Annotated in this window: 10 protein-coding genes; 2 read left to right on the forward strand and 8 right to left on the reverse strand. The window is 32.7% G+C overall.

The annotated features are described in order from the left end of the window. Positions 1 to 199: 199 nt before the first annotated feature. From LQ609_RS02425 to opp3b, 6 genes are all read right to left on the reverse strand, one after another. Positions 200 to 1861, reverse strand: a complete 1662-nt coding sequence (locus LQ609_RS02425) for a peptide ABC transporter substrate-binding protein (RefSeq protein WP_239734272.1) — start codon at positions 1859 to 1861, stop codon at positions 200 to 202. Between the two features lie 88 nt (positions 1862 to 1949). Beyond that, positions 1950 to 3620, reverse strand: a complete 1671-nt coding sequence (locus LQ609_RS02430; protein WP_239734273.1) for a peptide ABC transporter substrate-binding protein — start codon at positions 3618 to 3620, stop codon at positions 1950 to 1952. Positions 3621 to 3788: 168 nt separating this feature from the next. Continuing rightward, positions 3789 to 4754 carry an ABC transporter ATP-binding protein gene (locus tag LQ609_RS02435; protein WP_078356683.1) on the reverse strand — a complete coding sequence of 322 codons (966 nt, stop codon included), beginning with the start codon at positions 4752 to 4754 and terminating at the stop codon, positions 3789 to 3791. Continuing rightward, positions 4754 to 5827, reverse strand: a complete 1074-nt coding sequence (locus LQ609_RS02440; protein ID WP_078356682.1) for an ABC transporter ATP-binding protein — start codon at positions 5825 to 5827, stop codon at positions 4754 to 4756. The genes LQ609_RS02435 and LQ609_RS02440 overlap by 1 nt, the downstream gene beginning before the upstream one ends. Positions 5828 to 5844: 17 nt before the next feature. Beyond that, on the reverse strand, positions 5845 to 6915 hold the full coding sequence (gene opp3C / locus LQ609_RS02445; protein WP_078356681.1) for an oligopeptide ABC transporter permease: 1071 nt from the start codon (positions 6913 to 6915) through the stop codon (positions 5845 to 5847). Beyond that, positions 6915 to 7841, reverse strand: coding sequence for an oligopeptide ABC transporter permease (opp3b, locus tag LQ609_RS02450; RefSeq protein WP_078356680.1), 927 nt, complete (start codon positions 7839 to 7841; stop codon positions 6915 to 6917). Before opp3b ends, opp3C begins: the two co-directional genes overlap by 1 nt. Before the next feature lie 382 nt (positions 7842 to 8223). Between opp3b and LQ609_RS02455 the strand changes: the two genes are divergently transcribed. Further along, a complete protein-coding gene (locus LQ609_RS02455; protein ID WP_078356679.1) occupies positions 8224 to 8595 on the forward strand; it encodes a DUF3899 domain-containing protein in 372 nt (123 codons plus the stop codon). A 422-nt stretch (positions 8596 to 9017) separates the two neighbouring features. On the opposite strand, the gene fabF is transcribed toward LQ609_RS02455, so the two are convergent. Continuing rightward, positions 9018 to 10262 (reverse strand): beta-ketoacyl-ACP synthase II, encoded by a 1245-nt coding sequence (gene fabF / locus LQ609_RS02460; RefSeq protein ID WP_078356678.1) that lies wholly within the window; start codon positions 10260 to 10262, stop codon positions 9018 to 9020. 14 nt (positions 10263 to 10276) lie between these two features. Next, entirely contained in the window at positions 10277 to 11218 is a 942-nt protein-coding gene (locus tag LQ609_RS02465) for a beta-ketoacyl-ACP synthase III (RefSeq protein WP_078356677.1), read from the reverse strand. A 187-nt stretch (positions 11219 to 11405) separates the two neighbouring features. On the opposite strand from LQ609_RS02465, the gene LQ609_RS02470 reads away from it, so the two are divergent. Next, positions 11406 to 11609, forward strand: a complete 204-nt coding sequence (locus LQ609_RS02470; protein ID WP_078356676.1) for a YjzD family protein — start codon at positions 11406 to 11408, stop codon at positions 11607 to 11609. The last annotated feature ends 30 nt before the right edge of the window (positions 11610 to 11639 follow it).

Raw genomic sequence — 11639 nt, forward strand, 5'->3', positions numbered from 1 at the left:
CTAGGGTACAGTCTTAGCCTGTAGTCTTCGACTTGTACTGTTTCCTCAGGCGTGTCGGATATGAAAATTCATTTATAAAGTAGCACTTATAATAAGTTCGTTGAGTTCTGTTTTTAAGTCCACTCTTGTAAGGTGTTATAAACTTGTGATCACATTCAAAAAAAGACTGAGACAATTAATTTGTCCCAGTCTTTCATAATTATTTAGCTCCTTCTATTTCTACACCTTTCAATGTATAGTCCCCGCCATATTTATGATTTTGCCAATTTTTAATATATGGTTGTCTCAATCTTGCTGAGCCTGTCTGGAATAATGGCGAAATAGAGGCTGAATCTAAGAATTTAGTTTCTGCGTCTTGTAACGCTTTAATTCTTTTATCGCTGTTCTCTGGTTTAAGCATTTCATCTGAATTCGCTTCTTCTAATGCTTTATCATATTCTTTATTCGCATATCCTGTTTGGTTATGTGGTGAGTCAGATGTGAATAAATCTAAGAATGTTGTTGGATCTGGATAGTCCGGGAACCAACCTGCAAATGATATATCAAAATCTTTTTTAGATTCTAATGCAAGTTTTTGTTTAAATGGTTGTTGCTTAATTTTTAAAGTAACACCAGGTAAGTTCTTCTCTATTTGCTCTTTTACAAATTCTCCTGCTTTTTTAGATTCATCTTCATCATAAGTCAGTAATTCTATTGTAAATTTATCTTTTCCTAAATCTTTTTTAGCTTTATCTAGATGTTTCTTAGCTTCATCTTTGTCATAGTTTAATGAAGATTTAACACCTTTAGTATAATCTTTATCATCACTATCTTTTACAAAGTCTTTAATCATTAAAGTATCTAAAGGTTTAGAACCATTATTTAATAATGAATCAACATATGATTTTTTATCAATTGATTTAGCTATCGCTTTTCTTAAATCTTCATTTTTTAGATTTTCATTCTTCTCTTTATTGATTCTAAAGAAGTAACTACCCGATGTAGACTCCGTTGAAAAGTCTTTTCTCTCTTTATATTTCTTAACATTTTGAGCGTCTAAACCGACCATGTCTAATTTGCCTGTTTGATACATATTAATAGCAGTTTGTGTGTTTTTCACTACTTTAGTATTAACTTCTTTAACTTTCACTTTATCTTTATCCCAATATTCATCATTCTTTTCTAATTTCCATCTATCTTCTGGTTTCCATTCTGTTAATTTATATGGACCATTTGATAAAGTCGTTTTATCTGTTGTCCCAAATTTGTCTCCATGTTTTTTAACAAATTTTTCATTTTGAGGCATATATGAGCCAAAAGCTAATAAACTTTCCATCCATGGTACATCTTTAATAAGTTTAATTTCTAGTGTTTGATCATCAATTGCTTTCACACCAAGTTCTTCAGGTTTCTTATCTCCAGCAGTTATTTCTTTTGCATTTTCAATGTTTTCAAACATATATGCAAACTCTGCTGCAGTTTCAGGATCTACTGAACGTTGCCAAGCAAATACAAAATCGTGAGCTGTAACTGGGTCACCATTAGACCATTTTGCATTATCTCTTAATTTAATTGTCCATGTTTTACCATCACTCGACTTTTTAGGCTTATCTTTTGCAACTCCTGGAATTGGTTTATCATCTTTATCAAGTACATACAAGCCCTCTAGAGTTTGAGCAAAAGTCGTAAATGATACTTGGTCAGCTGCTAATGAAGGATCCATTGTAGGAATATCATCACCAGATGATAAATTCAATTCGTTTTTGGATTTAGATTGTTTAATATTATTATCTTTCTTCTCCTTATTATCACTACTACACGCAGACAAGATCACTACAAGAGACACTAACATTACAAAAATTATTTTTAATCTTTTATGCATATTGATAATCCCCCTTTTAATTTTTAAAACATAGAAATTGATATAAAGAAAAGCAATCAATGTTTACATTGATTGCTTTCATTCACTTTTATTTAGCTCCAGCGATTTCTACTTGTTTAAGTGAGTAGTCTCCACCGAATTTATGTGGTTCCCAGTTTTTAACATATGGTTGACGTAAACGTGCAATACCTTGTTGATATAGTGGTCCAATAGAGGCTGAGTCTAAGAATTTAGATTCTGCATCTTGTAACAATTTAGTACGTTTAGCACTATTTTCTTCTTTCAACATTTCATCAGAGTTAGCTTCCTCTAAAGCTTTGTCATATTCAGGATTTGAATATCCAGTTTGGTTATGAGGACTATCTTTCTTGAATAAGTCTAAGAAAGTCGTTGAATCAGGATAGTCAGGACCCCAACCAGCGAATGAAATATCATAGTCGCCTTTAGATTCTAAAGCTAATTTTTGTTTGAACGGTTGTTGTTTAATTTTTAAAGTTACGCCTGGTAAGTTTTTCTCTACTTGTTCTTTTACAAATTCAGCTGCTTTTTTAGATTCATCAGCATCATAAGTTAATAATTCAATATCGAATTTATCTTTACCAGTATCTTTTTTAGCTTTTTCTAATAATTTTTTCGCTTCTTTTTTATCATAATTTAATGGAGATTTCACGCCATCGATGTAATCTTTACCATCTTTATCTTTAACGAAATCTTTAACCATTAATTTATCTGAAACAGTTGAACCATTATTTAATAATGATTTTACATATTCATCTTTATCAATTGATTTTGCAAATGCTTTTCTTAAATCTTCATTTTTCAAATCTTTATTTTTCGTACTGTTAATTCTAAAGAAATAATTTGAAGTGTTTAATTCAGTTACAAAATCTTCTTTATCTTTATATTTATTAACATTTTGTGGGTCTAATACTACTGAATCTAATTTACCTGTTTGATACATGTTTAAAGCTGTTTGAGATTCTTTTACGACTTTATAGTTTACTTCGTCTAGTTTAACTTTGTCTTTATCCCAATACTCTTTGTTAGGTACTAGTTTCCAGTTATCTTCTGTTTTCCATTCTTTTAATTGGAATGGTCCATTAGATAAAGTAGCTTCAGCTGTAGTACCGAACTTTTTACCTTGTTTTTCAACGAATTTTTCATTTTGAGGCATGAATGAACCGAAAGCGAATAAGCTTTGCATCCAAGGTACGTCTTTCACTAATTTGACTTCTAATGTTTGATCATCAATTGCTTTAGCACCTAATTCTTCAGGTTTTTTCTTACCTGCTGAGATTTCTTTAGCATTCTCGATATTTTCAAACATGTATGCATATTCAGCAGCTGTTTTAGGATCTACCGTTCTTTGCCATGCATATACGAAGTCATGAGCAGTAACTGGATCACCATTTGACCATTTTGCATCATCTCGTAATTTAATTGTCCATGTTTTCCCGTCTTCTGATTTTTCAGGTTCCCCTTTAGCAACACCTGGTACTGCCTTATCATCTTTATCTAGTACATATAATCCCTCTAATGTCTGGTTAAAGTTGATAAATGAAACTTGGTCAGTTGCTAACGATGAATCCATCGTAGGAATATCAGATGTTGAAGATAAGTTTAAGACGTTTTCAGATTTTTCACTTTTAACGCCGCCTTTACCTCCCTCATCTTTTTTAGAACCGCCACCACTACATGCTGCTAACGTTAAAACAGCTGCAACTAATATTGACAATAAAACCGAAAGTCTTTTCCTCATATAGCTTTTCCCCCTTGTTTACTTTCTTCTGAATTTTCAGAAGATTGTTAATTTTATTATATTTTAAAAATGTATGAAAGACAATAGTATTTCACACAATTTTCAAACAATAGTTATACTACAAAATAATTTTATAACAAGTAATAGCAATTTTAAGGTTTGTTAAAATTACGCTTCTGATAAATCAAAAGTTTTGTTATAGTTTTCTTTTTTCTCAGCAAATTCCTTTTCAGAACAATAAACGTAATGATCAGGTCCTACTTCTCTTAATTCCAATTTATCATCATCTTCATATTTATGTATTTCCGGATTATATGATGATCTTGTTCTTGTTCTTTCAGAATCAGGATCTGGTAATGGAATAGCTGATAATAATGATTTTGTATATTCATGTTGTGGATGTTTATATATTTGATCTGAAGGTCCAAGTTCAACCAACTTACCAAAGTACATTACACCAATTCTATCTGAAATATATTTAACCATTGATAAATCATGCGCTATGAATAAGAAAGTTATACCTTTTTCATCTTGTAGCTTCTGCATTAAGTTAACTACTTGAGCTTGAATAGATACATCTAGTGCAGATATCGGTTCATCTGCAATAATAAATTCAGGTTCAACAGCTAATGCACGTGCAATTCCCAGTCTTTGTCTTTGACCACCAGAGAATTCATGTGGATATCTATTTGCATGCTCTTTAGATAAACCAACTGTCTCTAATAAATCATAGACACGTTTTTTTCTTTCTTCTTTGCTTGATACAAGTTTATGTACATCTAATCCTTCAGCAATGATATCCATAACTTTTAACCTTGGATTTAATGAGGCATATGGGTCTTGGAATATCATTTGCATGCGTCGATTAAATCTTAATAAATCTTTTCTCTTTTTAATATTCTGTATATCAACATCATCAAATACCACTTTACCGTCAGTAGCATCATATAATTTGATAAGTGTACGACCAGTTGTGGACTTACCACAACCAGATTCACCTACTAAACCTAATGTTTCACCTTTATAGATTTTAAAGGAGATATCATCAACTGCTCTAACTTCATTTTTCTTACCAACATTAAAATATTGCTTTAAATTTTGAACATCAATTAATACTTCTTTATTATCAGCCATTAGAACGTCACCCTTTCTACACGTTTTGGCTTGTCAAATTGTTCTGGTGTTTCTCTTTGTTTTAATTTAACAGCTTCTGGCAATTCTACTTTAGGTGCTCTATCATCCAATAACCAAGATTTAACGAAATGCGTCGGAGACACTTGGAACCAAGGTGGCTCTTCCTTATAGTCAATATCTAACGCATATTCACTACGTCTCGCAAACGCATCGCCTACTGGAGGCTTAATTAAATCTGGTGGAGAACCAGGTATTGCTAATAGTTCTGTGTCATGTGATGTCTCTAAACTTGGCATAGAAGATAATAGCCCCCAAGTATAAGGATGTTTCGGATTATAGAAAATTTCATCAACTGAACCTGTTTCAATAATTTGACCGCCATACATAACTGCAACTCTATCAGCAACGTTTGCTACAACACCTAAATCATGCGTAATAAAAACAATAGATGTGTCAATTTTATGTTGTAATTCTTTCATTAACTCCAAAATTTGTGCTTGTATCGTTACGTCTAATGCTGTTGTAGGTTCATCTGCAATTAGCACTTTAGGATCACAAGCTAATGCTGTCGCAATAACAATTCTTTGTCTTTGACCACCAGAGAATTGGTGAGGAAAGTTATTAAATCTTTCTTTAGCTTTCGGTAATCCTACTAAGTTCAAGATATCTAACGCTCTTTTTTTGGCATCGCTTTTTGATAATTTTTGGTGCTTAATAAGTGGTTCCATTACTTGCTTACCAATTTTCATTGTTGGATTAAGCGAAGTCATTGGATCTTGGAATATCATCCCGATTTCTTTACCACGAATTTTTTGCATTTCTTTTTCACTTAATTTAGCTAAATCTTTCCCATCAAATAAGATTGAGCCGTCTTTAATTCTACCTACTTTTTTAGGTAGTAATTGCATTAAAGCTTTTGTTGTAACTGATTTTCCCGAACCTGATTCACCAACAATAGCTAGTGTTTCACCTTTATCTAAATAAAAGTCAACACCTCTTACTGCTTGTACTTCCCCCGCGTCAATGTCGAAGGAAACATGTAAGTTATTTACTTCTAATATTCTCTTAGCCATATTTAATTTCCTCCTTATTATTTACGCATTTTAGGATCGAATGCATCTCTTAAACCATCACTGAATAAGTAGAAGAATAAGATTAACAAACTAAGTACAACAGCTGGTACGAATAATTCATGTGGGAAGATTAATAACATCTTTCTTCCTGTATCAACTAATGAACCTAGTGACGCTTGTGGTGCAGGAATCCCTAAACCGATGAAACTTAAGAAAGCTTCAAAGAATATCGCACTTGGAACTGTAAACATTGAAGTTACAATTATTGGACCAAGTGTATTTGGCAGGATATGTTTAAAGATTAATTTAAAGTTTGAAACACCTAATGTTCTAGAAGCCATTACGAATTCTTGTTCTTTTAGTTTTAAGAATTGACCACGAACGATACGACTCATACCGAGCCAACCTGTTACTGACATGGCTAATATAATCGTCCACATTGATGGATCGAATAGTAATACGAATAAAATCACGACAATTAAGTTAGGAATTGAAGAAAGAATTTCAACTATACGTTGTAAAATATCATCAATCCTACCTCCGAAGTACCCTGAAACTGCACCGTATATTACACCGATAAAGATATCTAATGCTGCTGCTACTAAACCGATGAATAATGATACTTGAGTTCCTCTCCAAGTACGTGTCCATAAGTCACGTCCAAGTTCATCTGTACCAAACCAGTAATTTTCATTTACACTTTGACTTTCATATAAATCAAAGCCATCTCTATCAGTACCATCAAATGGTAAGAAAGGAACTTTATCTAATACTGGAATTTTAGGTGGTAAGTTTGCGTGTGATACATTTTGGTCACTAAATTTATGATCATTCATCAATGGACCAACAAGTGATAATAAAGTCATGATTAATAATCCAACTAGCCCTATTACAGCTAATTTATTACCTATTAATTGTTTCCATGCATCTTGCCAAAATGTACGACTTTGCCTTTCAAATTTCTCTTCTACTACTTTGTCTCTACCATGTAACACAAACTTTTCAGCAGGTATACCTTGTGAAGAATGTGTGACTGAGGCATTATCATAACCGCTATTATTTAATTTGTTATCTTCATTGTTAGCCATTATTTTTTACCTCCTTCAACACGAATTCTTGGATCAACTAATCCATAAAGTACATCTACTATAAAGATTGAAATAATAAATAAGAAACTAAATAATAAAGTTAAAGCCATAATAACTGGATAGTCATTAGTTTGAATAGAACGTACGAATTGGTCACCTAGACCTGGTACGCCAAATATATTTTCAATTGTCAAAGTACCTGTTAAAATACCTGCTAACATTGGAACGATAATCGTAATTATTGGAATTAAACCATTACGAACTGCGTGTCCAAATATAACTCGAGCGCTAGACATCCCTTTAGCTCTCGCTAATTCTATGTAATCAGAACCAAGGACCTCAATCATCTCAGAACGAATGTAACGTGCAATTGTTGCTGTTACACCAGCTGCTAGAGCAATCGACGGTAGTACTGCTGTCATGAATCCACTCCAACCTGCTACAGGGAATATTTGCCATTCAACTGCAAATACATATTGTAGTAGTACTGCTAGAACGAATGATGGAACAGATATAAATATTACCGATAGGAAGGTGGCCCCATAATCTATAATTGTATTCTGTCTAATTGCAGCAACTATACCAAGTAATAATCCTGTTATAGTTCCTAAAATCATTGCGTATGTACCCATTTCTACAGATGGTCCAAGTCTTGGTTTAATTAAACTCCAAACCTCTCTGTTATCGTATTGGAATGAAATACCGAAATCCCCTTTTGCAACACTGCCCAAATAGTTTGCGTACTGTACTGGTACAGGATCATTCAAACCATACTTTTCGTTGATAATAACCTTTTGATCTTCTGATAATTTCTCATCGTTGTACGGTGAACCCGGTAACAATTTCATTAAGAAAAATGTTATCGTCATAATTAAAAACAATGATATGAACATATAAATAATACGTTTCAAAGTATACCTAACCATTGTTTTGCCTCCAATCCCCTTATCTATTTCATATTTCTTTTTAATATTCAGAAATATTTATATACATTATACATAATTTATACAATGTAAATCAACACGAATATTCTGAATTTTGAATATGAAACTATTTGAAATACGCAATTATTTTATTACAATAAAGCGACAACGCGACAGTTATATACATATATTACGTATATTTATTCATAAGCAATGTATTGATTACCTATTTTTGCTAATTTTCTGTCATTTACTATGTAGCAACATACACAAAATATACATAAGTAATATTACACCATTTTTTTTATTAAGTTCCGCAAAACATAAAAATTTTTTTTCAATCTGTTATAATACAAGTAATTCTAATCAGTTGAGGTAGGTAATTATGAAATATTGGAGTATTTTTACAATTAGTTATATTGGTTTATTTTTATTACTTTGTCTTATCTTTTTAAAAGATATTGATCAAGCGGTTAATATATACTTTTATATTATGACTTTGCTTTTTGCTGCGAGTTGGGTTTTGGCTATGAAACAGGATGGTGTTGGTACTGTATCAAGACAAGCTATTAGGAAGTTTAATTTCCATATGAAGTCAAAAGCATCACAAGATTATTTGAAAGATGATGAGATGATGAATCCAAGTATGAAAGAATTACATTTAAAAGAAAGAAAACAATATAATTGGATATTCTCTTTTGTCGTACTGAGTACTTTATTTTTTATCGTTTCGATTATTCTTGGCTTTATCGTTTAAATTCAATGATTGTAAATAAATAAGCATATCATTAAACTGATTTTTTAAAGTTTACAGTGATATGCTTTTTTTATTTTACGATTTTGTACGTGCATGCTTGCCTAGGGTATGGCTCGAGCCTGTAGTCTCTCACGCATACTATTCCCTCAGGCGTCAGCACTTTACAAAATCGTACCAATATCTATTTTTTATAAAATCATTCGATTTTGTTCGTACATGCTTGCCTAAGGTATGGTTCGAGCCTGTAGTTTCTCACGCATACTATTCCCTCAGGCGTCAGCACTTTACAAAATCGTACCAATATCTATTTTCACAAAAAAATAAAGCACTTTCGTATAATTTAATTAATAAAAATCAAATTAACGAGGTGCTTTATGTAGAAAATTATAATATATTTCTAGTTAGACTTCTATCTAGCTTTATTATTTATGATACTTTTTAAATACTAATACTGCGTTATGTCCACCGAAACCAAGACTATTACTCATAGCGTACTCGATATCTAATTTAGTAGCTTCATTTGGTGTATAATCCAAATCTATTTCTGGATCAGGTGAATCAGCATTGATTGTTGGTGCTACAATACTATTTTCAATTGATAATGCTGTCAGAATAGATTCAACTGCTCCTGTTGCACCAAGTAAATGACCCATCATCGATTTAGTCGAACTTACTTTTAAGTTCTTAGCAGCTTCACCAAAAGTAGATTTAATTGCTAATACTTCATATAAGTCGCCGATTGGTGTACTTGTACCATGAGCATTTAAATATTGAATATCTTCTGGTTTAATTCCAGCATCTTTAATTGCTTCTTGCATAGCACGTGCTCCGCCTTCTCCATTTGGTGAAGGAGCTGTAATATGGTATGCATCACCCGTTGATCCATAACCTACTACTTCAGCATATATGTGAGCGCCACGAGCTTCAGCTGACTCAAGTGATTCAAGAACAACTACTCCAGCACCTTCTCCCATGATAAAACCATCTCTACCTTCTTGGAAAGGACGACATGCAGTATTTTTATCAGGATTTGTAGACAATGCTTTATTAGCACTAAATCCAGCCATTGCCATTTCTGTAATAGGTGCTTCTGACCCACCAGCTAACATCAAATCAGCAGCGCCACGTTGAATGATTTTAAAGGCTTCACCTATTGAGTTTGTACCTGTTGCACAAGCTGTAACTGTACAACCGTTTGGACCTTTTGCACCTAAATCGATTGATACTTGTCCAGTAGCCATATCTGGAATCATCATTGGTACGAAAAATGGACTTACTCTTTTAGGACCACGTTTCAATAACATATTATGTGAGTATTCGAATGTTTCCATTCCGCCAATACCTGATCCAATCCAAACACCAATACGATGACTGTTTTCATCTGTTATTTCGAATTTGGAATCTTTTAAAGCTTCACGAGCGGCTACAATAGCATATTGAGTAAATCTATCCATTTTACGAGCATCTTTTTTAGGTATATGTTCGTCAATGCTAAAATCTTTTAATTCACCTGCTAATTTAGCTGGAAATTCAGAAACATCAATTCTTGTTACTTCGTCTATGCCGTTTTCACCGTTAATTGCATTTTTCCAAGTTGTAGGTACATCATTACCTAAAGGGTTTAATGTCCCTAAACCAGTCATTACAACACGCTTATTTTCTGTCATTGTTCAATTTCCTCCTATTTACCCCAGCGTAACGTTATGGCACCCCAAGTCAGGCCACCACCAAATCCTACCAGGACTATTGTATCATTGTCTTTTATTTTACCTTGTTCTAATTCATATGCAATACTTAAGGGTATTGATGCAGCAGAAGTATTCCCAAATCTATCTACCGTTACGCTCATTTTTTCTTTTTCAATACCTAATCTTTCCCGTGCAGATTCCATAATTCTAATATTGGCTTGATGTGGTACAAACATATCAATATCACTTGATTGTAAACCTGCTTTTTCCACTACTTTAGTAGAAGCTTCACCCATAATTCTTACTGCAAACTTGAACACTTCACGTCCATTCATTTGAATAGTATGTTCATCCATATCTTGATATAGGTATGGTCCACCGTTTCCATCTGAACCAAGTTCAACACCTAAGATACCTCTACCTTCAGATACTTCACCAATTATGGCAGCACCGGCTCCATCACCGAATAAAATTGCAGTACTTCTATCATTCATATCCGTAATTTTTGTTAACTTATCAGCACCAACTACTAATACGTTTTTATATAAACCTGAATTTACAAATTGTTGTGCAGTAACAATACCGTAAATAAACCCAGTACATGCTGCAAGTTGGTCCATTGATGGTACTTTGTTTAAGCCTAATCTTTTTTGTAAAGTTGTTGCAACTGTTGGAAATGGTTTATCACCTGTTGATGTTGCTACAATGACCATTTCAATTTCTTCTTTATCAATACCTGAATCTTCTATCGCTCTAACTGCCGCTTCATATGCTAAATCACTTGTATCTTCATCTTCTGCAGCAAAACGTCTTTCTTTTATACCAGTCATTTTAGTTATCCATTCATCTGATGTATCTAAATAACTTTCAAAATGATCATTTTTTACCACTTGCTTCGGCGCATATGCACCAAAACCTTTTATACCAATATCCATTATATTGACACCTTCTTATAATCTGTTGTTATTATCAGGTACTAATTTAACACACTTTTGCCTTAATGCACAAGCGCTGAGTTCTTTTATGAAATATTTTAAATCGTTTTCATCATAATAGGTATACAATTTATAAAAAGTTAATTATAATGAAAGATATGATATAAAAAGTTACGGAGGATGAGTCATGCATTACATTTTAACATTAATTTGGGCATTCGTATTATCACAAATGATTAACTTTGTTTTACATAGTTTAGGTGGCTCAACAGAATCGCTGAATTTTGTTAGTCCTACAGTTTATGCTATTGTCTTTACAGTAGTTATTATTCTACTAGATATTTTAGTTGGTAAATCTTCTTCAGACAAACAAAACGCACAACATTCATAAAAAATTCCCGTCAATTTTAGTTGACGGGAA

This window comes from Mammaliicoccus sp. G-M28 (assembly GCF_022386595.1).
Taxonomy (GTDB): domain Bacteria; phylum Bacillota; class Bacilli; order Staphylococcales; family Staphylococcaceae; genus Mammaliicoccus; species Mammaliicoccus fleurettii.

Bases quoted from the DNA above. Each gene is read 5' to 3' on its own strand.
- LQ609_RS02425 (WP_239734272.1), bottom strand. From the start codon at position 1,861: ATGCATAAAAGATTAAAAATAATTTTTGTAATGTTAGTGTCTCTTGTA.
- LQ609_RS02430 (WP_239734273.1), bottom strand. From the start codon at position 3,620: ATGAGGAAAAGACTTTCGGTTTTATTGTCAATATTAGTTGCAGCTGTT.
- LQ609_RS02435 (WP_078356683.1), bottom strand. From the start codon at position 4,754: ATGGCTGATAATAAAGAAGTATTAATTGATGTTCAAAATTTAAAGCAA.
- LQ609_RS02440 (WP_078356682.1), bottom strand. From the start codon at position 5,827: ATGGCTAAGAGAATATTAGAAGTAAATAACTTACATGTTTCCTTCGAC.
- opp3C (WP_078356681.1), bottom strand. From the start codon at position 6,915: ATGGCTAACAATGAAGATAACAAATTAAATAATAGCGGTTATGATAAT.
- opp3b (WP_078356680.1), bottom strand. From the start codon at position 7,841: ATGGTTAGGTATACTTTGAAACGTATTATTTATATGTTCATATCATTG.
- LQ609_RS02455 (WP_078356679.1), top strand. From the start codon at position 8,224: ATGAAATATTGGAGTATTTTTACAATTAGTTATATTGGTTTATTTTTA.
- fabF (WP_078356678.1), bottom strand. From the start codon at position 10,262: ATGACAGAAAATAAGCGTGTTGTAATGACTGGTTTAGGGACATTAAAC.
- LQ609_RS02465 (WP_078356677.1), bottom strand. From the start codon at position 11,218: ATGGATATTGGTATAAAAGGTTTTGGTGCATATGCGCCGAAGCAAGTG.
- LQ609_RS02470 (WP_078356676.1), top strand. From the start codon at position 11,406: ATGCATTACATTTTAACATTAATTTGGGCATTCGTATTATCACAAATG.